Raw genomic sequence first — 24,113 nt, 5'->3', positions numbered from 1 at the left:
TCGAGGCTTCGGTTCTCTTATTCGGCGCCTTTTCCCGACACCCCGGCATCCTCGAAGGTCGCCATGCCGTCGTGCACCTGCGCCGCGGCCTTGACGATGCCGGCCGCCAGTGCCGCGCCGGTTCCCTCCCCGAGCCTCATTCCCAGATCGAGCAGCGGCGTCTTTCCCATGGACTTCAGCGCGCGCCCATGCGCGGGCTCCGCCGAAACATGCGCGAACAGGCAATGGTCGAGCGCATCCGGTCGCATCTTGTAAAGCACTGCAACCGCGGCGGTCGCGACGAAGCCGTCGACGATCACCGGGATCCGCTGCAGGCGTGCCGCGATCACGGCACCCGCCATCGCGGCGATCTCGCGTCCGCCAACCCGGCGCAACACCTCCAGAGGATCCGCAACTTTGCCGATACGCTCTACCGCAGTCGCAACGGCGGTGCGTTTGCGCTCCATGCCGTCGCCGTCAACGCCCGTGCCCGGTCCAACCCACGCTTTCGGATTGCCGCCAAACAGGGCCGCCAGAACGGCCGCGGCGACCGTCGTATTGGCAATGCCCATCTCGCCCAGGCACACGAGATCGGTGCCGCCGGCGACCGCCTCCATGCCGAAGGCCATCGTCGCCGCGCAGTTTGCTTCGTCGAAAGCGTCTTCCTCGGTGATGTCGGGCGTCGGCATGTCCAGCGCGAGATCGAACACCTTCAGCCCCAGATCATGCGCGATGCAGATCTGGTTGATCGCGGCCCCGCCGGCCGCGAAATTCTCCACCATCTGGCGCGTCACCGCCGGCGGATAGGCGGAGACCCCCTTTGCCGCGACGCCGTGGTTTGCCGCAAAGACCGCCACCATCGGCCGGGTAATCTTCGGCCGGCTCTTTCCGCTCCAGCCGGCAAGCCACTCGACGATCTCTTCCATGCGCCCGAGGGATCCTGCGGGCTTGGTCAGATTGCCCTCGCGCGCGCGGACGTCGGAAATCGCCTCCGCGTCGGGACCGGGCATCTGGGCGACCAGGTTTCGGATATCGTCAAAGGGCAATGCGGATGCGGATGAGGTCATGCAACGGACTCCGGATGGGACAGACGAACCCGCCTTGGCGCCAAGCGGGCGCCGATCTATAAACCTTCGGGCGACGTGCCGCAAAGCCCGATCGAAGGACCTTCATGCCAAGCGCAGACGACCGTCTTGAAACCGCAACCGTATGGACATCGGGCCTGCTTATCGCGGACGTGGCCGCGACCTTGCGGTTTTTCTCGCGGCTGCCCGTGCCCAGGATCAATGCCGATGACGACCCGGCACGGCTTCCGGATTTTCGCCGCGCCGCTGCGGTCACGCCGCTGAGCGCCCTGATCGTCGCCCTTCCCGGTGCCGCGATCTTCCTGCTCGCGTCGTTGACGGCCCTGCCGGCAGCGGTGGCGGCCCTTCTCGGCCTGTCGGCGAACATCGCGCTCACCGGCGCACTGCATGAAGACGGACTTGCAGATGTCGCAGACGGATTCTATGGCGCCGGCACCCCGGATCGACGTCTGGAGATCATGAAGGACAGCCGGATCGGCGCTTTCGGAACGCTCGCGCTGATCCTGACCCTCGCCCTGAAGACGGCGCTCCTTTCAACGCTTATGGAACGGTTCGGGGCGCCTTCTGCGGTGCTTGGCTGGCTTGCCGTGGAAAGCGGCTCGCGCGCGGTTCTGGTCGGGGTCTGGCGGGCGCTTCCCGCAGCGCGCCCCGGCGGGCTGTCAGCGCTTTGCGGAACGCCGGCGCGCCGCGCCGTCGCTTGCGCGCTGATGCTCGCCCTCATGGTCTTCGCCGTCTGCCTGGTGGTGTATTCTTTGACAGCGATCCTGCTCGCGGCCTTTGCCCAGGCCATGACGGGCTACGGTGTCGCGCGGATCGCGATGGCCAAGATCGTGGGGCAGACCGGGGATGTTCTCGGCGCGGCACAACAGCTTGCCTGTCTTGGCGGATTGACGGGGCTTTGCATCCTCGTTTGACTGCGAAGCAGGAACCTGCGCAACTCGCAGGATCCGGTGGCGCCGGGACAACTTCAAGATGAAAAGACATGCCGCGATGACCGCATGCCGAATGACGATCCACGCAAGCGCGCCGGGCAGACCACTGCTCGCAACGGTGCTGTTGTTGAGCCTATTTGGTCTGCTTGCCGGATGCGGCACCCGCCCGGACGCCGGCATTCTGGAGATCTCCCAACAGACCGCGCCCGACACCACCTCGCACACGATCCTGGTCGCGACAACCCGCGAACCGGACGACCGACCTGGCACCCTGTTCGGGCGCGAGCGGTCGACAGGGCTCAATTTCGCGGAAGCGACCGTGTCGGTACCGCCCATCCATGAGGCCGGAAAGATCGAATGGCCGTCGACCCCGCCGGGAAACCCGGAAACGGACTTTACGGTCAAAGCGGCGCAGCGTCTCGACGATGCCGGTTTCCGCGCGGCCCTGAACGAGGAACTCTCCAGGCGCCCGAAGGGCGAGCGGGAGGTTTTCGTGTTCATCCATGGCTACAACACGCGCTTTCCCGAGGCGCTTTATCGAATGGTGCAGCTGAAGCACGATTCCGGTCTGCCCCAAGTCGCGGTGCTGTTCACCTGGGCGTCGGGCGGCAATGTCACGGACTACCTGTACGATTCCAACAGCGCCACGATCGCCCGCGACGGTCTGGAGCGAACCCTGCGCACGCTCGTCGGTTCGAATGCGGAAAAGGTCAATGTGCTCGCCCATTCGATGGGCAACTGGGTGCTGACCGAAACCCTCCGCCAGATCAGGATTTCCGGCCGGCCTCTCCCGGAACGCAAGCTTGGGGTCATCGCCATGGCGGCGCCCGATCTCGATATCGATGTGTTCAAGGCACAGATGCGCCGCGCGGGCAAGCCGAAGAAGCCGTTCATCATTCTGGTGTCGCGCGACGACCGCGCGTTGCGCGCCTCAAGTCTGATCGCCGGCGGCAAGGAACGTCTCGGCGCCTATGAAGATGAAGCGGAACTGGCCAAACTCGGGGCGATTGTCATCGACCTGACGGACATCAAAGGATCGGACACGGCCAACCACGGAAAATTCGCGGAAATCGCCCAGGCCGCACCGGAGCTGCGTTCGGCCCTGCAATCGCTGGAACTCAGGCCGCAGGTATCGACCACCGAAACCACAGTCGACGCCGTCGGCAACACGGCCAAGGCCGCCGTCACCTTCCCGTTGAAAATCCTCACAGCGCCGCTTACGGCCTTGTCCAATCAACGATAAGCCCCACATCGACAGGAAACGCTTGCCGCAAGCCGCAGGCGTTTCGCCTCAGCAAGAACCGTTCGGACCCGATCAACCCGTATGACCGACGCCATCGAAAGCCCTTGCATCAAGCTCTGCCGGATCGACCAGGCCACCCGCCTGTGCGCCGGATGCCTGCGCACGCTCGAAGAGATCGCCGGCTGGGGCCGATTGTCGACGGATGAAAGGCGCGAGGTCATGAACGTTCTTCCATCGCGCGCCTCCCTGCTGACGGAGGCCGGCTGATGTTTCGGGGCGGCTTCGCCGGAACGCTGGTGCTGGTGGTTCTCGGCATCATCATGTTCGCGGCCATTCTTGCCTTTCTCACCGGCGTCGACATGCCGGGCGACGACACGATGTTTTCCACGACAGGTCCGCGGATCGTTGCGCTGGTCGCATTGCTGATCGTGATCGGCGGACCAATGCTCGCCGCACCGCGTCAGATTCCCGCCTTGCTGCGCGGCCTCGTGCTCTGGGCGCTGCTGGGCCTCGTGCTTGTTGGCGGCTATGCCTATCGGGCGGAGCTTGAGGACGCCGGGCGACGGATCATGGGGACGCTGTGGCCGGGAACGGCTATCGAGGATCGCGCCGGAACGATCACCGTTGTGCGCGACCAAAGCCGGCAATACCGCATCAAGGCTCAGGTAAACGATGCGCCGGTGGACTTCGTCTTCGACACCGGCGCATCAGCGGTTACCCTGACGCAGGAGGATGCGCGCGCGGCCGGGATCGATCCGGAAACGCTGTCGTACACGGTCCCGGTCTCCACAGCGAACGGAACGTCAAGCGTTGCTGCAACGGTTTTGAATGACCTGCAGATCGGAAGCTTGCGCCTCTCCCGGGTGCGCGCGTTCGTGGCCCGCCCGGATGTTCTGGAAACGAGCCTATTGGGCCTTTCCGCGCTCGACCGGCTGAAAGGCTGGCGGGTCGAGGGCGACAGGCTCATTCTCGAACCGTAGCGCCTTTCGAGCCCCGTCTGAATCAGCCCCACAGGCTCCAGGCAAAGCGCGCTGCCACCACGAGCAGGAACAGCCCGAAGAACACCTCAAGCTGGCGCCTGGGCAGTGCATGCGCGATTCTTACGCCAAACGGTGCAGCAAATGTCGTGATCGGAATGATCAGCGCGACACCGAGAAGGTTGACGTAGCCGAGGGAAAACGCCGGCAAATGGGGATCTCCCCACCCGGCCCAGATCATGCCGACCACGCCGGGGATGGAAATCAGCACGCCGGTCCCGGCGGATGTGGCAACCGCCTGGTGAATGGGACGGCCATAGAGCGTCATGAACGTGTTGTTCATCACGCCGCCGCCGATTCCCATCAATGTCGAGAAGAAACCGATCAGCGCGCCGCAGACCGCGCGCAGCGGATTGCCGGGAATGTCGGCCCCCAGCCGCCAGCTTTCACGATTGAACAGCATGCGCAGACCGACAACGACGGCAATGCCGGCAAAGATCGCCTTCAGGCCATCCCCGGAGACATAGGCTGCCACAAGGCTTGCCACCACCACGCCGGCGGGAACCGGAATCAACCAGCTTTTCAGAAGTTCCAGATCCGCCGCGCCTCTCTTCTTGTGCGCGGCAAACGACCTCAGCGACGTGGGCACGATGATGCCCAGCGACGTGGCCACGGACACATGCATGCGGACGGATTCGTCGACGCCCAGCCAGGTCAGGAACTGAAAGAGAACCGGGACGAGAACCGCACCGCCCCCGATGCCGAATACGCCGGCGAGCAGTCCGGCTATGGCGCCGGAGGCGACCAGAGCGACGACGAGACCGATTGTGTCGCCGTTGATCGACGATAAATCCATGGAAGCCCCCAAGGGTGTGGGAAAACGAAACGGAGACGGGATATCAGGTCAAGCCCCGACTGCCCCTGTCATTTCTAACTGACCCAGACCACTGGATTTGTCCACCCCGGCCTGGGTGATCTCGGCAAGCGCAGCGTCAAGAACCTCGACCCCCGCTCCGGGACGAACGGCGTCAACCGTCAGCCGCCGCCGCCAGGCGCGCGCGCCGGGAACGCCATGATAAAGGCCCAGCATGTGCCGCAGAAGTTGGTTCACCCTTGCGCCCTCCTCCAGTCGCTTGATGAGGAACGGGCGGAAGCGCTCTATGGCCGCGGTCCGGCTGGCGACGGGATCTTTCGCGCCATAGAACCGGCTGTCGACGCCGGCAAGCAGCCAGGGGTCGTGATAGGCGGCACGGCCAAGCATGACACCATCGACATGAGAAAGCTGCGCGGATGCCTCCTCAAGCGAAGCGATGCCGCCGTTGATCCCGACAAAGAGATCCGGGAACCTTTGCTTCAGCCGGTGGACCCTTTCGTAGTCGAGCGGCGGAATGTCGCGATTTTCCTTCGGTGAGAGCCCCTTCAGCCAGGCTTTTCGGGCGTGCACCCAAAGACCGTCGACGCCGCTTGAGACAACGGCGTCCGCAAGCGCATCGAGCGCGACCTCCGGATCCTGGTCGTCGACGCCGATCCGGCATTTGACCGTCACGGGGATCCCGACGACCGCCTTCATCGCCGCCACGCTCGCGGCGACCACGTCAGGCTCGTGCATCAGGCAGGCGCCGAACCGTCCGGACTGGACGCGATCGGACGGGCAGCCGACATTAAGATTGATCTCGTCATAGCCGCAATCCTCGACGATGCGCGCGGCCTCGGCAAGCTGATGCGGATCCGACCCGCCGAGTTGACAGGCAACCGGATGCTCCAGATCGCGAAACCCCAAAAGGCGCTGGCGATCTCCATGCACGACAGCGGCCGACGCGACCATCTCCGTGTAAAGCAGCGCATGCTTTGTGAGCGCACGATGGAACGCCCGGCAAAACGGATCCGTCCACTCCATCATGGGCGCGACGGCAAATCTGGATTTCTGCTTCATTTGCATATTCGCAGGTCTTTGGACTGTTCCCAGCGGTTGCGCCGACCGGGGTACCGTTGCACGTCGGCGCGAACAATGGCGTCGCTCATCAGGCGCACGATCCCTGTCGCTTGTGCCAGCCTTCATATAGACGAGAGTGCAGGCGAGGGAAACCGTCCAACGGCTCACGAAGGCGGCACCATCCGCCGGGCGGATCTACAATGGCCAGAAAACCAGCAGCAACGGGATGCTGACACAAACGACGAGCACCTCGAGCGGCAGACCCATTCTCCAGTAGTCGCCAAAGCGAAACCCGCCAGGTCCCAGGATAAGGGTGTTGTTCTGGTGTCCGATCGGGGTCAGGAAGGCGCAGGAGGCACCGATCGCCACCGCCATCAGAAAACTGTCGGGGCTGACGCCCAACGTCGCGGCAATACCAAGTGCAATCGGACAAAGCACGGCGGCCGTGGCTGCATTGTTCATCACGTCCGACAAGAACATGGTCGTGACAAGAACCACCGTCAGCGCGGCAACGGGATTTCCCTGGGCGATCGTCTCGACAAGAAAGCGGGCCAGCAAATCGGCGGCACCCGTGCTCTGCATTGCTCCGGCAACCGGGATCAACGCCGCAAGAAGAACGATCACCGGCCAGTCGATCGCCGTATAAACCTGTTGCAACGGCACGGTGCGAAGCACCATCGAGGCCAGCACACCAAGCGCAAAGGCGACTGCGGCCGGAAGCACGCCCAGTGTCACGATGCCGATCGCGGCCAGCATGATCGTGCCGGCGATGATGGCCATGCGCTTGTCGGGAATGCGCAACTCACGCGCACCCAGCGGCACGCAGCCTGTTTCGTTGACGAACCCGGTCACGGCATCCGCCGCGCCCTGCACCAGCAGGAGGTCGCCGGACTTGAGCTTGACCGTCCGCAGCCTCGCACGCGGCGGATGCCCCTCGCGTGCGACAGCCAGAAGATTGAGCCCGTAGCGGGTGCGAAGAAACAGGTCACGGGCAGACTGTCCGACAATCGTCGATCCGGGCAGAACGGCGAGTTCACGCAAAACGATATCGTTGTTGCGATCGCGCTCCTGACGGTCGTCGTCGTCCTTGGTTTCATCGTCCTGGGTTTCGGTTTCGGCTTCCTTGGGGTCAGCCTCTTCGTCTTCCGCCTGATCCTTCTGCCGATCGAGCGACATGTCGAATACCGACAGCGCCTCAGCCAGCGCATCGACATCGGCTTCAAGCACGAGAATGTCATGCTCTTGGATATGTCGCCCGCCATGCGGCGCGGTGAGGCGAACCTCGTTGCGAACCAGGCCGACGACCTGAGCGTCGCTGTCCTCGATCTCCCGCTCGAACGCCCGCAGGGTCAAGCCGACCGCCTTGCTGTCTTCCGGCACATGCAATTCCGTGAAATATGCACCGGTCTCGAAGCCTTCGCCTGTCGCGGATTCGCGCGCGGGCACCAGGCGCCAACCGAAAGAGACCACAAAGACCAATCCCGCCACCGCAACGGCGAGCCCCACCGGTGCAAAGTCGAATATGGCGAAATGCCCCAGCCCGACTTCCTCCCGAAAACCCGAAACAATCAGATTGGGCGGCGTCCCGATAAGCGTGGTCATCCCGCCCAAAATGGTGCCAAAGGCCAACGGCATGAGCACCTGTCCGGGCGTCAGTTCCAACCGGTTCGAGAGCTGCAGTGCGATCGGCATCAAAAGCGCCATCGCTCCGACATTGTTCATGAAACCGGACAGCGCCGCGCCAAGTCCCATCAGTGCCACCATGCTGGTCAAGCGACCGGCGTTGCGCGGCAGGACGCTTCGCGCCAACCAGTCCACGGCACCCGTGTTCTGAAGGCCTCTGCTCAGAATCAGAACACTGGCAACGGTGATCACCGCCGGGTGGCCGAAGCCCGCGAAGGCATCCTCAGCCGGAATCAGTCCGGCGACCACGCAGGCCAGCAGCGCCGCCAATGCCACAATGTCATGCCTATATCGCCCCCAGAGAAAGAGCCCCATCGTGGCGGCAAGGATTGAATAGATCAGGAGTTGAGGGGTGGTCATGAAAACGGCTTTCGAAGGTTCGCCGCCGGTCGTGGCGCTTTGCAAAAGAGTGGAAACCGTCCCCGCAAACGGTCCGTCGCGCGCTCTTCAGTCCCAAGGAAACGGCGTCAGTGTGTGCGCTGACATGAGGCAGGCTTACGAACGACTGTTTACCGGGCGCAGGGATACGATGCGATGAAATTCTCTACGCCTCACCGAACTCCCGCTTCAACGTCACACCCCCTCAACCGCAAACTCCGGCGACCCCGTCCAAACGAGTTTCCAACTCGCGCCTGGCCGGACGTTCTGGACAATGCCGGGATCGAAGGCGACGAAGCACCGCCCCTCATCATGCCGGACAGACGGATAGACAAGACCCCTGTGCCCGTCTCGGCGCAGATCGGCGGCGAGAGCCTGCCCGGCCGGATAGCCTTCCTGCGGGTCGGGCGCGAGCGCCGGATGCGCCGCGCCGTGGAGGTCGGGAAAATCGCCGATGAAGTCGGCAAGCAGTTCGACATAGCGCGCCTCGTCCTCGTATCGGCCCACAAAACCGAGTTCCCGCGTCCGGTGAAAGCCGACCTCCTGTGCACTCGTCAGCAGATCCCAGGCGCAATACCATGCGCCACGATCCCCGCTGTTGAAGCGGTTGCCGGCGGGCCTGGTGTAGGTGAAGGCCGCGTTTATATGGCTCTCGCCATAGAGCCGGAGATCATGGGCACGCCGGGCAAAGGCCAATTCACGGCGATCGAGATCGGGACGCCCCTCCCGCTCGGCGATCAGCCGCGCGCTCGTTTCGCCTTCCAGATCCGCCAGAATTGCCGCTTCCTCGTCCGTATCGACAAGCCCGCGTAACACGGGCGGCTTGTGATGCGTTTCCGAAATCAGCCGGACCAGTGCCCGATCGTTGATCGCGGTGATCCTCACACGCCCCCCCGCAAGGCATCGACATAGGTGCGCACGCGCAAGATCTTGGGAAGACCGCCCGTGATCATCGCATCCACAGGGCGCACGCCGTCGAATTCCGGCCCGCGGTTCGCGAGCTTGACCCAGTCGCGCGAGAGCGGCTCGCTGAAGTACAATTCGAGCGACTTGTAGAGACCGACGAGCGCACTCAACCGCAACATCTGATCCCGCGTGAGATCCCCTGCATAGCCGGGCTTCTTCGCACGTTTCCACGTCGAATCGGACATATCGGCAAGCGCTGCGGCCTCGCGCAAGGTCAACGACCAGGCGTCGGCGATGCGCCCGAAGGCTTTGAGTGCCACCGCCTGCCGATCGGGCGCGGCGCGCTCCATCACGAGGTTTTCCATAGGGAGATTCCTGTTGCGACAATCAACATAAGATCAAATGATCTAAAAAACAAGATCATATGATCTAACCTGTCCGAAAGCGCCACAACAGGACCGAAGTTCGACCGGCCGCCGGCAGCCACACGCCCGGACGGGCGTATGCATCTTAAGCGGTGCTCGACTTCGCCGCTGTCACCGACGTCATCCAGCAGGCGAGATCCTCGATGTTCGGAGGCAGCTCCGTGGCTAACCCCCCGGAGAACTTGTGGAAGGCCTCGGCATTGAGGCGATTGAGCCCGACCAGAACCGGAATATCTGCCGATAGCGCCTCGGCGATGGCGGTTCGAAACCCGCGCCCTTCTGCCTCGTGCTTGCCAAATTTGTTGACGATCAGACAGTCCACGCTGGCAGCAAGCCGGGTTTCGACAAGCCCGACAGCCCGTTCCAGCGCGGTCGGATCAAGCCGGCATCCCCTCGCCTCCCGGCCCAGGCTTTGCGAAATCCGGATAACGGGTCCATCGGGCAGGACCTTCACGTCCATATCGCAAGGGCCGGCGTCGTCGCGCGCCGCGTTGATCTGTACCACCCCCGTCGCGCGAACGTCCTTTTCCAGAAGGCAACGAGAGAGCCCGAAAAGCAGCAGATCGGTATCGCCGCGTCCAGGTGCCACCGTGTAGGCGATCTTCATGATGGGTTCTCCTCAAAGTCCGGGAAATTGCTGGAACTCGACGAGTGCGCCCTCCGGCAGAATGTCCGTTTCGGCCGGCAGGAACATCAGGCCGTGGGTATCCGGCAAACGACCGACCCGTTCGGAATGTGTTGCGTTTTGAAAGGTCACGACCTCCCGGCCCAAAGCGTCAAAACCGACGATGGAGACCGGGCGCACCTCGCACCGTCCAGCCTTGCGCCGGATTCCATGGGCGGTGACGACGTTGCGCCTTGGCAAGCCGGAGATCGGTTGACCGTTCAGTCGCCGCAGCACCGCTGTCCCGAAGAGCTGCCAGGTGACGAAGGCCGCGAGCGGATTGCCCGGCAGACCGAGCCAGAGGGCGGAACCGAGACGACCGAAGGCCACCGGCTTTCCCGGCTTGATGGCGACCCCGGCAAAGCGGATGTCCGCGTCAAGATCGCCAAGCGCCGATCTGACATGATCTTCCTCACCGACCGAAAGTCCGCCGGTGGTAATCACGAGGTCTGCCTCGCAGGCAACCTCCGCCAGCCGACCCTTGAGGCCTGCGCGGCTGTCGAGAGACGTCTCCACCACAACCAGGTCGACGTCTTGTCCGGCGAGTTCGCCGCGAAGCATCGGGGTATTGGTATCCCAGATCTGCGCAGCCGCGCGAGCCGACCCCGCCTGGCGCACTTCATCCCCCGTCACGAGCAGGGCGACACGCACACGCCGGCGGACCGAAACGTCGCCAGCGCCCGCCGCCGCGCAGGCGGCGATCTCGCGGGACCCCAGACTGCGTCCGGCGTCCAGCACCGTTTCACCCGCATCCATCTCGCTTCCGGCGCGGCGGATGTTTGCGCCCGCATCCGGCCTGCGCTCGAGATGGATCGTGTCCGTGAGCCGGCGAACATGTTCCTGCATCACGACCGTATCCGCGCCTTCGGGAATCTGGGCGCCGGTGAAGATCCGGGCCGCGCCCCCGTTCGCCAGGGGCGTCTCGACCGGTTGCCCGGCAGCCAGCCTCGCGCAAACGGACAGCACCCATGGCCCGTTGCCGCTCAAGGCGCCGGCATCGATGGCATAGCCATCCATCGCCGCATTGTCGAACGGCGGCATCGCGCCACGGCTTTGCACCGGCTCGGCCAATATGCGTCCGATGGCATCGCCAAGCGCAAGGCGCTCCGTCTCCTTCACGGGACATACCGCCTGAGAGATCCGGCGCAGCGCTTCATCGATGCTGACGAGTGTCTTGGCATGTTCCGGTGCATCACATCCGCAACCGGCGGGCATGCTTTTCAGCAGGACCGTCATTTCACCGCCTCCTTCAGGAAGTGCCCGGGTCCGACCGAACAATCGAGATTGCGCAATCGCCCATTCTTGAGCCCGTAGATCAAGCCATGAACGCGAAGATCCGTGCGACGGGTCCAGGCCTTTTGAACGATGGGCGTTTCCGCGACGCGGCGAACGCCCTCGATCACATTCAGTTCCGCCAACTGGTCGCGCCGTTCGTCGACGTCCGCGCATTTGGCCAGATCCAGCGCATAGGCCCGTGCAAGCCGTCGTATCGGCTCCAGCCAGTGGTCGGCCAATCCGTGCGGCATGTCTTCCGTCGCGGCTTTCACGCCGCCACATCCGTAGTGACCGCAGACGATGATCTCGCGCACCTTCAGTGCATCGACCGCGAACTCGAGCGCCGACAGGAGGTTCATGTCCGAGGAATGAACCACATTCGCCACGTTGCGATGGACGAAGACCTCGCCCGGATCGAGACCGGCAACGACATTTGCCGGTACACGGCTGTCGGAGCAGCCGATCCAGAAGAATTCAGGCGTTTGCTGCGAGGCAAGCCGCAAGAAATACCCCGGGTCCTCGGAGCTGCGGGCCTGTGACCACACGATGTTTCGCTCCAGCAGATCAGCCAGCATGTATCGTCTCCGTCGGTCGGCTCAATCCACGGCGCTGTCTCATCCGCAGGGTCAGGGTGTGCAGGTCGTTTTCGCTCAGGCGCAGCCTGGCGAACGGCAGAATGATCGCGTTCTCAAAGATCAGATGGCTTCTGGCATGACCGACGAAAGCGACCACACGCTCGCGCTCGTCCGGGGACAGGCCTTCCCCGCCGGGCTCCAGCCGCGCGAGCGCTGCCACGATGGACGGCGTCTCTACATCGCAACGCCGGTGGTCACTTGCGAGGCGGTCGATGGCCTTCCCGATCTCATCCGAAGGATCGCATCGACGCCTGAGCAGAGGAAACAGATCCTGTTCCTCATCTTCCAGGTGAAGAGGAAGTTCTTCCCTCAAGAACCCGAGAACATGGGTCACCGCACAGCCCTGCGGCGCTTCGGAGGTGGCGATCCTTTCGAGCATGGCGCAGATTTCCCGTTCGCGCAGGTGATCCTCGTGAAAGAAGGTCAACGGATCGCTCAGCAGGCTCCGATCGGTTGGTCGCATGCAATCGCCCCGCCGCCCCTGGTCTGCATCGCTGCGCATGGGTTTCCCCTTCCCTTCGGCTAGACCGGGTGCAGGTCGACACCGGCGATGTCGGCGTCGGCGACCAACCGGTTGACGAACGCGCGGGCCTCCCGTGCCCATGCGGCCTTTTCCATCGCCGCTGCGATCTTGTCGCGCACCGCCTCGAACGGCAGGACGGCGCCGGGTGCCGCCGCATCCATCCGGATGAGGTGCCATCCATGGCGGGTCGGGACCGGGTCGGGCGTGATTTCGCCCTCTGCAAGGCGGCGCAGGACGGCTTCGAATTCCGGGACGGTATCACCGGGGCTAAGCTGACCCAGCGCGCCCCCGGAAGACTTCGATCCGCAATCGCTGTGTTCCGACGCCAGGCGCGAAAACCCGGCCGGATCGTCGAGCGCACGCTGCGCCAGGTCGACCGCTCTCGCCCTTGCCACCTCGGCCTGCGCCTTGTCGGCCTGATCGCAAGCGACAAGAAGATGCGAGACCTCCCAGAGCGGCGGCGCGCGAAACCGGTCGGGGTCGCGCACCCATTCGGCGCTGATCTCCGCTTCCGTGGGCGGCTCGATTTCGACGGCGATTTCCAGAAGCGCCCGGATGAGCGATTCCTCTTCGGTCTCGTACCGGTTGGGGCCGACCTCCACGGGGTCGGGTTCAAGGCCACGGCGCCGCGCGTCCTCAAGCAGAAGCGTGCGCAGGGCAACGGCATTGGCCGCCTTCTTCCACGCCAGGCCGGGCTTGCCCCTGGGCGCCTCGTGGTTCTGGGCCTCCGCGGCGATTGTCCGGCTGTCGATCACCTTTCCATTGACGCTGACCGTTGTCTCGATGGCCGCCGGCGTCGTGTCCTCGCCGGCAACCGTCTGTCCGTTGACGGAAAACACCGTTCTTGGATTGGCACTCATGGGTCTCACTCCGCTGGCGTCGTGGGTGTGGAACGGGGTGCCTGCCCGGACGACCGCGGCGGCAATGGTGTCTGCCGGCGCGAGCGGACGATCTGGTAACCCGGCCGTGCAAGCAGGTAGCGAACTGGCGCCGCGAAGCCGGAGAAGATGTGCACCAGTCGCGTGAACGGAAACAGGATGGTGATCAAAAGGCCGAGGAAGATGTGGGTCTTGTAGAGCCAGTGCACGTCGACGACCATCGCCCAGGCATTCAGATTGAGCATCACCACGCTCTGGGACCAGGTCATGAAGCGAACCATCTCGGATCCGTCCATGTGCTGAAGCGTCAGGAAGATCGTCCCGAGACCAATGAACAGCTGCAGCCAGATCAACACCAGAATGCCGATGTCGGCAAAACTGGTGGTTTGCCAGATGCGCGGGTCGGTGACCCTGCGATGGATCAGCATCGATGCGCCGATGAGCGCGAACACGCCGGCGATCCCGCCGATCAAAACCGCCAGCCATTGCTTGAGCGCATAGGGAACGCCCAGCGCATCCAGCACCCAGATCGGCGTGAACAGCCCGACGAGATGACCGAAGAACACGACGATGATGCCCACATGAAACAGCACGGAACCCCAAAACAGCTGCTTGTGCCGCAGCAGCTGGCTGGACGACGATTTCCAGGTGAAGGGATCGCGTTCATAACGCGCGATCGACCCGACGATCAGCACGGTCAAAGCGACATAGGGCATGATCCCGAAGATGAAGTAGTCGATGTCGAAATTTCCAAACATGTGCTTGATCTCCCTATTCGCCCGCGTGCCGGGACGCGTCTCCGGCCGGCGTATCCATTCGCGCAAGCATGTCGCGCACCTGCGGGCATCCGGCATCGGGGTCGGGTCCGAAACGCACTTCGCTTTCCTCCCAGACCTCGTCCAGCGCCTCCAGGTCGTCAGGATCGACCTCGGGTTGCTCCAGCAGTTCGGCGACGGCGGCCCTATCCGCCCTGTCACCGCTCAACTGCAGCAGCGCATTGAAAACCGCCGCATAGACGCTTTCCCGCCGCGAGAGACGCGCATTCAGGGCCTCCAGGATGTGCGCGGCATCGGCCAGAATGGCCTGCGTGTCCGCAAACGGCCGTGTCGCCAGGAATTCCAGCAGGACGGGCAGATGATCCGGGAGCTCGCAGGTCGCCGGTTCGAAGCCGCCGTCCCGGTAGGTCTCCAGCAGGCTGACCATTGCTCCGCCCCGGTCGCGGCTCTCGCCGTGGACATGTTCGAACAGGTTGAGAGACAGGGTGCGCGACCGGTCGAAGAGCATTACATAGCGCTCCTCGAGTTCGTAGATGTCGCCTGAGCCGAGATCTTCCAGAAGCGGGCGCAGGTCCCGGCGAGCCGCCGCCGTCAGGCGGGAATCGGACGCCACGACAGCCGCGATTTCCGGGATGTCCATCTGCAAGGCCCGCGTCGGATAGCTGAGGATCAGGGATATCGCTTTCAGGGTGCGGTCCATCACATCACCTCCTTGGGCATCTTCAGCGGCTTCTTGGAGCCGCCGAACAGCGATCCCTTGGAGATGCCGGTAGAACATCCATTGCCGTCGGTGAAGCCGCAGCCGCCCTTGAGGTCGTAGGCGTCCTCGACCTGTTCGCGGTGGGTGGTCGGGATCACGAAGCGATCCTCGTAGTCCGCAAGGGCCATGATCTTGTACATGTCCTCGATCATCGCCCCCGTCAGGCCGACCCGAGCGGCGACCGCCTCGTCGTTGACGCCGTCCACCGTCTTGGCGCGCATGTAGGAGCGCATCGCAAGCATGCGTTCCAGAGCGGTTGCCACCGGTGCCTCGTCGCCCGCCGTGAGCATGTTGGCGAGATACCGCAGGGGGATGCGCAGATTGCGGACGTCCGGCATGTCGCCGTCCATCCCGATGGCGCCCGCTTCCGCGGCATTCTGGATGGGACTGAGCGGCGGGATGTACCAGACCATCGGCAGCGTCCGGTATTCGGGATGCAGCGGAAAGGCGACCTTCCACTCCATCGCCATCTTCCAGATCGGGCTTTCCCGCGCGGCCTTGATCCAGTCCTCGGGAATGCCGTCGGCGCGCGCGGCCTCGATGATCGCCGGATCGTTCGGATCGAGGAAGACGCCAAGCTGGGCATCGTAGAGATCCGTCGTCTCCGGGGCGTTTGCCGCTTCCTCGATCTTGTCGGCGTCATAGAGCATCACGCCGAGATAGCGGATCCGTCCGACGCAGGTCTCGGAGCAAACCGTGGGATTTCCGCTTTCGATGCGCGGATAGCACAGCGTGCACTTTTCCGACTTTCCGGTGGACCAGTTGTAATAGATCTTCTTGTAGGGACAGCCGGAGACGCACATCCGCCAGCCGCGGCATTTCTCCTGATCGATCAGGACGATCCCGTCTTCCTCGCGCTTGTAGATCGCACCCGAGGGACATGACGAGACGCAGGTCGGATTGAGGCAGTGCTCGCACAGACGGGGGAGATACATCATGAAGGTGTTCTCGTATTCCCCGTAGATCTCCTTCTGGATACCCTCGAAATTATAGTCCTGCGAGCGCTTGGAGAACTCCCCGCCCAGGATCTCCTCCCAGTTCGGCCCCTTCTCGATCTTCTCCATCCGTTCGCCGGTGATCCTGGAGCGGGGACGCGCCGTCGGGAACGCCTCCATCTCCGGAGCCGATTTCAGATGGTCGTAGTCGAAGTCGAACGGCTCGTAGTAGTCGTCGATTTCCGGCATGTTGGGATTGGCAAAGATGTTCGCCAGGATCCGCCATTTCGCCCCCTGCTTCGGCTGGAGCTTGCCGGATTTCGTGCGCTCCCAGCCGCCTTTCCAGCGCGCCTGGTTTTCCCAGTCGGTCGGATAGCCGGTGCCGGGCTTGGTTTCCACGTTGTTGAACCAGGCGTATTCGACACCGTCGCGGCTGGTCCAGACGTTCTTGCAGGTGACCGAGCAGGTGTGGCAGCCGATACACTTGTCGAGGTTCAGCACCATGCCGATTTGTGCGCGGATTCTCATTCTGCGGCCTCCTTTGCGGTCGCTTCGCCGTCGAGCCAGTCGACGTTCTGCATCTTGCGGACGATGACGAATTCGTCCCTGTTCGATCCGACGGTCCCGTAGTAGTTGAACCCGTAGGATTGCTGGGCGTAGCCGCCGATCATGTGCGTCGGCTTGAGCACCGTGCGCGTGACGGAGTTGTGGATCCCGCCGCGCTTGCCGGTCTTCTCGGACCCGGGTGTGTTCACGATCTTTTCCTGGGCGTGATACATGAACGTGGTGCCGTCCTTGATCCGCTGGGACACCACGGCCCGCGCGGTCAGCGCCCCGTTGACGTTGTAGAGTTCCACCCAGTCGTTATCGACGATCCCCGCGATCCTCGCGTCGTTCTCGGAAATCCAGATCACCGGACCTCCACGGTTGAGGGTCAGCATCAGCAGGTTGTCGGTGTAGGTGGAGTGGATGCCCCACTTCTGGTGCGGCGTGATGAAGTTCAGCACCACGTGTGCAGCGCCGTCGCGCGCTTCGGCATTGATCTCCGCCCCCACCGTCTTGAGGTCGACAGGCGGGCGATAGGACATGAAGCCCTCCCCGAACGCGCGCATCCACAGATGGTCCTGATAAAGCTGCTGACGCCCGGTCAGCGTGCGCCAGGGAATAAGCTCGTGCACGTTGGTGTAGCCGGCGTTGTAGCTGACCTTCTCGCTTTCGATGCCCGACCAGGTCGGCGACGAGATGATCTTGCGCGGCTGGGCTGCGATGTCGTTGAAGCGGATCTTGTTGTGATGTTCGCCATCCGCCAGATGCGTGTGCGCACGTCCGGTGGCCTTTTCCAGCGCCTGCCATGCCTTGACCGCAACCTCGCCGTTGGTTTCCGGCGCCAGCATGAGGATCACCTCGCAGGCGTCGATGGCCGTTTCGATCTTCGGCCGACCGGCTGCCGATCCTTTCGTGTGCACGCCGTTCATGGCGGAGAGATTGTCGATCTCGCTCTGGGTATTCCAACTGATGCCCTTGCCGCCGTTTCCGAGCTTGTCCATGAGCGGGCCAAGCGCGACGAACCGGTCGTAGATCGCCGTGTAGTCGCGTTCGACGGCAATGAAATTCGGGGCCGTCTTGCCCGGGATCAGCTCGCATTCACCCTTCTTCCAGTCCCGGACCTGGTCCTGCGCGATCTCGGCCGGCGTGTCGTGCAGGATCGGAAGCGCGACGATGTCGGTTTCCTTGCCGAGGATTTCCGGCGCGACGTCCTGCACCTTGCGGGCGATGGACTTGAAGATCTCCCAGTCGGACTTGCTCTCGTAGGCCGGATCCACCGCCGCCTGCAGCGGATGGATGAACGGATGCATGTCCGAGGTGTTCATGTCGTCCTTCTCGTACCAACTGGCCGTCGGCAGGACGATGTCGGAATAGACGCAGGTGGTGGACATGCGGAAATCGATGGTCACCAGAAGGTCGAGCTTTCCGCGCGGCCCCTCCTTGTGCCATTTCGCCTCCCTTGGAAGCTGGCGCCCTTCCTCGCCCAGATCCTTGCCCATCACGCCGTGATCGGTGCCGAGAAGGTGCTTGAGGAAATACTCATGCCCCTTGCCGGAGGATCCCAGGAGGTTGGAGCGCCAGACGAACAGGTTGCGCGGCCAGTTCGCCGGATCGTCCGGATCGTGGCACGACATCTCCAGATCGCCCGACTTGAGCTGCTCGGCGACATAGGCGGGAACGTCCTTGCCCGCCGCCTTCGCGGCCTTTGCGACCTCCAGCGGATTGGTCTTGAGCTGCGGCGCGGATGGCAGCCATCCCATGCGCTCGGCGCGGATGTTGTAGTCGATCAGGCTTGCATCCCAGTCGCCCTCGGGCGCGGTCGGCGAGAGGATTTCGGACGCGGCCAATGTCTCGTAGCGCCATTGATCGGTATGCGCGTACCACGCGCTGGTCGAGTTCATGTGCCGTGGCGGACGGTTCCAGTCGAGCGCGAAGGCGAGCGGCTGCCAGCCCGTTTGCGGACGAAGCTTCTCCTGCCCCACGTAGTGGGCCCAGCCACCGCCGGACTGCCCGACGCAGCCGCACATCACCAGCATGTTGATGACGCCACGATAGTTCATGTCCATGTGGAACCAGTGGTTCATCGCAGCACCGATGATGATCATCGACTTGCCGTTGGTCTTCTCCGCGTTTCGCGCGAACTCGCGCGCGACATGGATGATCTTGTCGGCGGAAACGCCCGTGATCTTTTGCGCCCAGGCCGGCGTACCGGGCATCTCGTCGGCAAAATCGCTGGTCACCCAGTCGCCGCCGAGCCCGCGATCCAGGCCGTAGTTGGCGCAAAACAGGTCGAACACGGTCGCAACCGCGATCTCGCCGTCGGGCGTGCGCACGCGCTTGACCGGAATGTTTCTTGTCAAAACCTTGGGATGATCGGCGTCGGTCTGGAACTGGCCGAAGGACTCGCCGCCGAAATAGGGAAAGTCCACGCCGACAACGTCGTCGTGATCTTCCTCAAGCACGAGGCTCATCTTCAGCTTCGTGTCGGCCTTGCTGGCGCGTTCCTCGAGATTCCACTCGCCATCTTCGCCCCAGCGGTATCCGATGGACCCGTTCGGGGCGACGAAGCCGCTCGACACCTCGTCGTAAGCGACGGTTTTCCATTCCGGATTGTTGGCTTCGCCAAGCTTGCCGTCGAGGTCGTCGGCGCGCAGGAAGCGGCCGGGGACCACCCTGCCGTCTGTCTCGTCGAGCCGGACCAGCATCGGGAAGTCGGAATACTTGCGGCAATACTCCTCGAAATACTCCGCCTGCCGATCAAGATGAAACTCGCGCAGGATCACGTGACCAAAGGCCATGGCAAGGGCTGCGTCCGTGCCCTGCTTGGCATTCAGCCAGACGTCGCCGAACTTCGCGGCCTCGGAGTAATCGGGACAGATGACCGCGGATTTAGTGCCCTTGTAGCGCGCCTCGGTATAGAAATGCGCGTCGGGCGTGCGCGTCTGCGGCACATTCGAGCCCCAGAGCAACAGGTAGCCGGCGTTGTACCAGTCGGCGCTTTCGGGAACGTCCGTCTGCTCGCCCCAGGTCATCGGACTTGCCGGCGGCAGGTCGCAGTACCAGTCATAAAAGCTCATGCAGACGCCGCCGAGCAGGCTCAGGTACCGCGAACCGGCCGCATAGCTGACCATCGACATGGCCGGGATCGGCGAAAACCCGAAGACGCGATCGGGTCCATAGGTCTTGGCGGTATAGGCATTGGCGGCGGCAACGATTTCCGTCGCCTCGTCCCATGTCGCGCGGACGAACCCGCCCTTGCCGCGTGTCTCGACATAGGAGGCGCGCAAAACCGGATCGTTTTGCAGCCTGGTCCAGGCCTCGATCGGGCTGAGGGTCTCACGCAGTTCGCGCCAGACCTTCATCAGCCGACCGCGCACCAGAGGGTTCTTCACCCGGTTCGCGCTGTAGAGATACCAGCTGTAGGACGCACCGCGCGCACAGCCGCGAGGTTCGTGGTTCGGCAGGTCGGGCCGGGTGCGCGGATAGTCGGTCTGCTGGGTCTCCCAGGTCACGATGCCGGATTTCACATAGATCTTCCAGGAACACGATCCCGTGCAGTTCACGCCATGGGTCGAGCGCACGATCTTGTCGTGCCGCCAGCGGTTCCGGTAGGTGTCCTCCCAGTCGCGGTTTTCGCGGGTGACCTGACCGTGACCGTTCGAGAAGGTTTCCAACTGCTTGGGCGTCAGGAAGTTCAGTCTGTCGAGCAAGTGGCTCATATCGTCATCTCCTGTGGCTCCCCGTCGCGCGCGGACCGCGCGACCGGGTGCGTGGATGGGTCAGCACGGCACCGGTGCGTTCTTGCGGCTGTAGAAAATCCAGGTGATCGCGATGCAGACCACGTAGAAGGCGAGGAAGCCCCAGAGCGCGCCGTTGGGGGCGCCGGTCATGGAAATCGACGTGCCGTAGGCCTTGGGAATGAAGAAGGCCCCATAGGCGGCGATGGCCGAAGTGAAGGCGATGATCGCCGCACTTTCGCGTTCGGACTGCTTCAGGGTCGCAGCCTCGTCCAGCTCCGGCATCAGCCGCGGCACCTCCCGGCGCATGATCGTCGGGATCATCTGGAAGGTAGACGCATTGCCGACCCCGGTCAGGAAGAACAGCGCCATGAAGCAGGCGAAGAACCCCCAGAAGTTCCCGGCCGGGCTTGCCGCGGTCGGCAGGAACTGCAGGACGCCCCAGACGGCCACGATCATGCCCAGGAACGTCCAAAAGGTGACGCGCCCTCCGCCGAAGCGGTCGGACACCCAGCCGGTCGCCGCGCGGCTGAGCGCACCCACCAGCGGCCCCAGGAAGGCATATTGCAGCACGTTCACGTCCGGAAACTGCGTCTTCATCAACAGCGGGAATCCGGCGGCATAGCCGATGAAGCTGCCGAAGGTGCCGGTGTAGAGAATGCACATCACCCAGTTGTGGAAGCGCTTGAAGATCACCGCCTGGTCCCTGAAGGAGGCCTTGGCGTCGGCGATATCGTTCATCCCGAACCATGCGGCGATGGCGCTGAGCACGATAAACGGCACCCAGATGAAGCCTGCGTTCTGGATCCAGAGCTGGCTGCCGTCCTCAAGCGTGACCGGCTCGCCGCCGATCGCGCCGAAGACGCTGGCGGTGATAACCATGGGCACGACGAACTGCATCACCGAGACGCCCAGGTTTCCGAGACCGGCATTCAGCGCCAGCGCGTTCCCCTTGGTCTTCTTCGGGTAGAAATAGGCGATGTTGGCCATCGAGGACGCGAAGTTGCCGCCGCCGAAGCCGCACATCAGCGCCAGGACGAGGAACATCGCATAGGGCGTGTCCGGGTTCTGCACGGCAAAGCCGATTCCGAGCGCCGGCAGAAGCAGCGTCGCCGTCGAGATTGCGGTCCATTTGCGACCGCCGAAGATCGGGATCATGAAGCTGTAGAAGATCCTGAGCGTCGCTCCCGAAAGACCCGGCAGCGCCGCCAGCCAGAACAACTGACCGGTGGAATAATCGAAGCCGATCGCCGGAAGCTTGGCGACGACGACCGACCAGACCATCCAGACGGAAAAAGCCAGCAGCAGATTGGGAATGGAAATCCAGAGATTGCGGGTCGCGATGCCATGACCGCTGGTGTTCCAGAAAGCATCGTCTTCGGGACGCCAGTCGGTCAATGTGTGACCTTTCCGCCCGGCATGCGTGTTTGTAGTCGCCATGAAATAGGTCCTTTGAGACGCGGATTGCGAGGGCGGCCCTCCCGCTTCGGGCGGGCCGCCGGCCTTTCAACTCATGCCGCCGGCTGGGTGGCCGAGGGCGACGTACGCGACGGGCGCGGCTCCGGGGCGGGATGCGGTTCTTGCGGCACGTCGGACAGGAAGGTCTCCTCAGCCAGACCCGGATGACGGGCGCGCTCCATGCGCCGGATGGCGACGTGCATCCAGACGGTCGAGATCGCGACGATCACGAAGAGCAGCATGAACGGAGCCGTCCAGACGCCGGTGAGATCGAGCAGCACGCCGAAGGCGATTGGCAGAAAGAAGCCGCCCAATCCACCGATCATCCCCACAAGACCGCCGACCGAGCCGACGTGATGCGGGTAGTAGACCGGGATATGCTTGTAGACCGCCGCCTTGCCGAGGCTCATCAGGAAACCGAGAATGACGGTCATCGTGACAAACACGCTGACGGAAAGCCCGAAGCTGAACTCGATCGGCCCTGTGATGCCTCGCACGACATAACTCGTCTGCGGGTAGCTCATGACGAAGAGGATCGCGAGCGAACCGATGAACGTCAGATACATGACGAACCGGGCCCCCCACTTGTCTGACATCCATCCGCCAAGGGCGCGGAAGACCGAGCCGGGAAGCGAGTAGAGCCCCGCCAGGACACCCGCTGAGGTCAGCGCCATCCCGTAGGCGCCGACATAGTAACGCGGCAGGAAACTGGCGAGCGCAACGAAGGCGCCGAAGACGAAGAAATAATAGGTGGCGAAGCGCCAGACCTGAATGTCCTTCAGCGGCTCGAGCATCGATCCGGCCGACACCGGACGGGCGCCTGTGCGCCTGCGCTGTTCCTGGACCGGGTCGGTCTTGGCCAGCAGGTAGAAGAGGACCGCGACAACCGCGAGAACGATGGCGTAAACCCGCGCGGTCCCTTCCCAACCGAGGGCGACCACCAGAAACGGCGCTGCGAAATTGGTTACGGCAGCACCCACATTGCCGGCCCCGAAGATGCCGAGCGCGGTTCCCTGATGCTCCTTGTCGAACCAGCGCGAGGTATAGGCCACGCCAACGATGAAGGACCCGCCGGCCAACCCGAGTCCGAGGGCTGCGAGAAGGAAGACCTCATAGGTCTGCACGCTGGTCAGCAACCACACCGCTACCGCCGTTACCAGCATCTGCAGCGGGAACATGATCCGACCACCGAACTGCTCGGTCCAGACGCCGAGGAAAATCCGGCTCACGGAGCCGGTCAGGATCGGGGTTGCGACCAGCAGGCCGAACTGCGTGTCATTCAGTCCCAAGTCCTGCTTGATCTGTACCCCGATGATCGAAAAGATCGTCCAAACCGCAAAGCAGACCGTGAAGGCGAAGGTGCTGAGTCCCAGGGCCCGGTACTGATCCGAACGCGAGACGCCGTCGAGTGTGTGCATGAGCTGTCTCTCCAAACCTGTGTACCCGCGCATTGACCCGCGACAGGCATGGGGAGAGAACTGCGGGACAAACCGCCCGGAAAGGTTGATCCAGATCAATTCCAAACAAAAAACCATTATAAATAAATGACTTGCAGAATAATATCACGTAACGGACGATTGGCGATCAAGGCAGGTTGAAACGCGGATCAATTCAATGCTTGATAATTGTCAAGCTATCGAACACTGGCAGTGAGGTGGGTACACGTGCGCAAAGAGATGCCCGAGTCGGATTATCCGGACATCCGGGAACTCCATTTGTTTTCGGACATGGCCCATGAGAACTTCATGTCGCTCATGCGCGGGGCCTATGTGCAGGCCTTCCCGCCCCAGATTGAGATGATCACCGAGGGCGACCCCAGCGATTTCCTGCATGTCGTGCTGACAGGTTCGGTGGATCTCTTTTGCAGCTGGAACGGACGCGAGACCAGCATGGCGACCGTCCGCCCGATCTCCACCTTCATTCTTGCCGCAACAATCCGCGATGCGCCCAATCTCATGTCGGCGCGAACGCTCGAGAAGAGCCGGATCGCGCTGATCCCGAGCCAGGATGTCCGCGCCGCCTTCAACGCCGACAGTGATTTCGCGCGGGCGATCGTGACCGAACTGGCGCAATGCTACCGGTCCGTCATCAAGACGCAGAAAGACCTGAAACTCAGAACCTCGTTGGAGCGCCTTGCGAATTTTCTTCTGCGTCAACAAAAGCGCACTGCCGGAGAGGCCGGGTTCGACCTGCCTTTCGAAAAGCGGAGACTGGCGTCCTTTCTCGGCATGACGCCAGAGAACCTGAGCCGCGCCTTCAAGGGGCTCCAGCCCTATGGCGTGAACGTGACCGGCACCCGCATCACCATCAAGGACCAGGGCGATCTGGAGAAATTCGCAAAGCCCAGCCCGCTGATCGACGACTATTCAACCTGAGCAGAAGCGG

20 protein-coding genes and 1 pseudogene are annotated in these 24,113 nt (G+C 63.2%); 5 read left to right on the top strand and 16 right to left on the bottom strand.

The annotated features are described in order from the left end of the window. Positions 1–17: 17 nt before the first annotated feature. Entirely contained in the window at positions 18–1,046 is a 1,029-nt protein-coding gene (gene cobT / locus BLU32_RS06470; protein WP_093805519.1) for a nicotinate-nucleotide--dimethylbenzimidazole phosphoribosyltransferase, read from the bottom strand. A gap of 104 nt (positions 1,047–1,150) precedes the next feature. Between cobT and BLU32_RS06465 the strand changes: the two genes are divergently transcribed. From BLU32_RS06465 to BLU32_RS06450, 4 genes are all read left to right on the top strand, one after another. Continuing rightward, a complete protein-coding gene (locus tag BLU32_RS06465) occupies positions 1,151–1,978 on the top strand; it encodes an adenosylcobinamide-GDP ribazoletransferase (RefSeq protein WP_093805518.1) in 828 nt (275 codons plus the stop codon). 58 nt (positions 1,979–2,036) lie between these two features. Further along, positions 2,037–3,239: an alpha/beta hydrolase gene (locus BLU32_RS06460; protein ID WP_208976986.1), complete on the top strand. Its 1,203-nt coding sequence runs from the start codon at positions 2,037–2,039 to the stop codon at positions 3,237–3,239. A gap of 81 nt (positions 3,240–3,320) precedes the next feature. Beyond that, the gene (locus BLU32_RS06455) at positions 3,321–3,506 is read left to right on the top strand and encodes a DUF1289 domain-containing protein (RefSeq protein WP_093805516.1); all 186 of its coding nucleotides are present in this window, start codon (positions 3,321–3,323) and stop codon (positions 3,504–3,506) included. Beyond that, positions 3,506–4,219, top strand: a complete 714-nt coding sequence (locus BLU32_RS06450; RefSeq protein WP_093805515.1) for a TIGR02281 family clan AA aspartic protease — start codon at positions 3,506–3,508, stop codon at positions 4,217–4,219. The genes BLU32_RS06455 and BLU32_RS06450 overlap by 1 nt, the downstream gene beginning before the upstream one ends. Positions 4,220–4,241: 22 nt before the next feature. On the opposite strand, the gene BLU32_RS06445 is transcribed toward BLU32_RS06450, so the two are convergent. The 15 genes and pseudogenes from BLU32_RS06445 to BLU32_RS22525 all read right to left on the bottom strand — a co-directional run bounded on the left by BLU32_RS06445 (position 4,242) and on the right by BLU32_RS22525 (position 23,146). Further along, the gene (locus tag BLU32_RS06445; protein ID WP_093805514.1) at positions 4,242–5,072 is read right to left on the bottom strand and encodes a sulfite exporter TauE/SafE family protein; all 831 of its coding nucleotides are present in this window, start codon (positions 5,070–5,072) and stop codon (positions 4,242–4,244) included. 48 nt (positions 5,073–5,120) lie between these two features. Then, positions 5,121–6,155 (bottom strand): tRNA dihydrouridine(20/20a) synthase DusA, encoded by a 1,035-nt coding sequence (dusA, locus tag BLU32_RS06440; protein ID WP_093805513.1) that lies wholly within the window; start codon positions 6,153–6,155, stop codon positions 5,121–5,123. 189 nt (positions 6,156–6,344) lie between these two features. Next, entirely contained in the window at positions 6,345–8,192 is a 1,848-nt protein-coding gene (locus BLU32_RS06435) for an SLC13 family permease (protein ID WP_093805512.1), read from the bottom strand. 213 nt (positions 8,193–8,405) lie between these two features. Beyond that, the gene (locus BLU32_RS06430; RefSeq protein WP_093805511.1) at positions 8,406–9,095 is read right to left on the bottom strand and encodes an RES family NAD+ phosphorylase; all 690 of its coding nucleotides are present in this window, start codon (positions 9,093–9,095) and stop codon (positions 8,406–8,408) included. Continuing rightward, entirely contained in the window at positions 9,092–9,481 is a 390-nt protein-coding gene (locus BLU32_RS06425; RefSeq protein ID WP_093805510.1) for an antitoxin Xre-like helix-turn-helix domain-containing protein, read from the bottom strand. The genes BLU32_RS06430 and BLU32_RS06425 overlap by 4 nt, the downstream gene beginning before the upstream one ends. A 145-nt stretch (positions 9,482–9,626) precedes the next feature. After that, on the bottom strand, positions 9,627–10,148 hold the full coding sequence (locus BLU32_RS06420) for a DUF2478 domain-containing protein (protein ID WP_093805509.1): 522 nt from the start codon (positions 10,146–10,148) through the stop codon (positions 9,627–9,629). A gap of 12 nt (positions 10,149–10,160) precedes the next feature. Continuing rightward, positions 10,161–11,441, bottom strand: coding sequence for a gephyrin-like molybdotransferase Glp (glp, locus tag BLU32_RS06415; protein ID WP_093805508.1), 1,281 nt, complete (start codon positions 11,439–11,441; stop codon positions 10,161–10,163). Next, a complete protein-coding gene (locus tag BLU32_RS06410) occupies positions 11,438–12,055 on the bottom strand; it encodes a carbonic anhydrase (protein WP_093805507.1) in 618 nt (205 codons plus the stop codon). Before BLU32_RS06410 ends, glp begins: the two co-directional genes overlap by 4 nt. After that, complete coding sequence (locus tag BLU32_RS22530; RefSeq protein WP_371326969.1) at positions 12,045–12,494, bottom strand: hemerythrin domain-containing protein; 450 nt, start codon at positions 12,492–12,494, stop codon at positions 12,045–12,047. Before BLU32_RS22530 ends, BLU32_RS06410 begins: the two co-directional genes overlap by 11 nt. Positions 12,495–12,637: 143 nt before the next feature. Beyond that, positions 12,638–13,498 carry a peptidylprolyl isomerase gene (locus BLU32_RS06400; protein ID WP_093805505.1) on the bottom strand — a complete coding sequence of 287 codons (861 nt, stop codon included), beginning with the start codon at positions 13,496–13,498 and terminating at the stop codon, positions 12,638–12,640. A gap of 5 nt (positions 13,499–13,503) precedes the next feature. Continuing rightward, entirely contained in the window at positions 13,504–14,274 is a 771-nt protein-coding gene (narI, locus tag BLU32_RS06395) for a respiratory nitrate reductase subunit gamma (RefSeq protein ID WP_093805504.1), read from the bottom strand. A 13-nt stretch (positions 14,275–14,287) separates the two neighbouring features. Then, the gene (narJ, locus tag BLU32_RS06390; protein WP_093805503.1) at positions 14,288–14,992 is read right to left on the bottom strand and encodes a nitrate reductase molybdenum cofactor assembly chaperone; all 705 of its coding nucleotides are present in this window, start codon (positions 14,990–14,992) and stop codon (positions 14,288–14,290) included. Beyond that, entirely contained in the window at positions 14,992–16,515 is a 1,524-nt protein-coding gene (narH, locus tag BLU32_RS06385; protein ID WP_093805502.1) for a nitrate reductase subunit beta, read from the bottom strand. Before narH ends, narJ begins: the two co-directional genes overlap by 1 nt. Then, positions 16,512–20,252, bottom strand: coding sequence for a nitrate reductase subunit alpha (locus BLU32_RS06380; RefSeq protein ID WP_093805501.1), 3,741 nt, complete (start codon positions 20,250–20,252; stop codon positions 16,512–16,514). Before BLU32_RS06380 ends, narH begins: the two co-directional genes overlap by 4 nt. Positions 20,253–20,312: 60 nt before the next feature. Continuing rightward, positions 20,313–23,146 (bottom strand): annotated as a pseudogene (locus BLU32_RS22525) (nitrate/nitrite transporter). Positions 23,147–23,392: 246 nt separating this feature from the next. On the opposite strand from BLU32_RS22525, the gene BLU32_RS06365 reads away from it, so the two are divergent. Further along, entirely contained in the window at positions 23,393–24,103 is a 711-nt protein-coding gene (locus BLU32_RS06365; RefSeq protein ID WP_244501804.1) for a helix-turn-helix domain-containing protein, read from the top strand. Positions 24,104–24,113 lie beyond the last annotated feature (10 nt).

It is taken from the genome of Stappia sp. ES.058, assembly GCF_900105595.1.
Taxonomy (GTDB): domain Bacteria; phylum Pseudomonadota; class Alphaproteobacteria; order Rhizobiales; family Stappiaceae; genus Stappia.
This window is presented reverse-complemented; position numbering and strand designations above follow the sequence as displayed.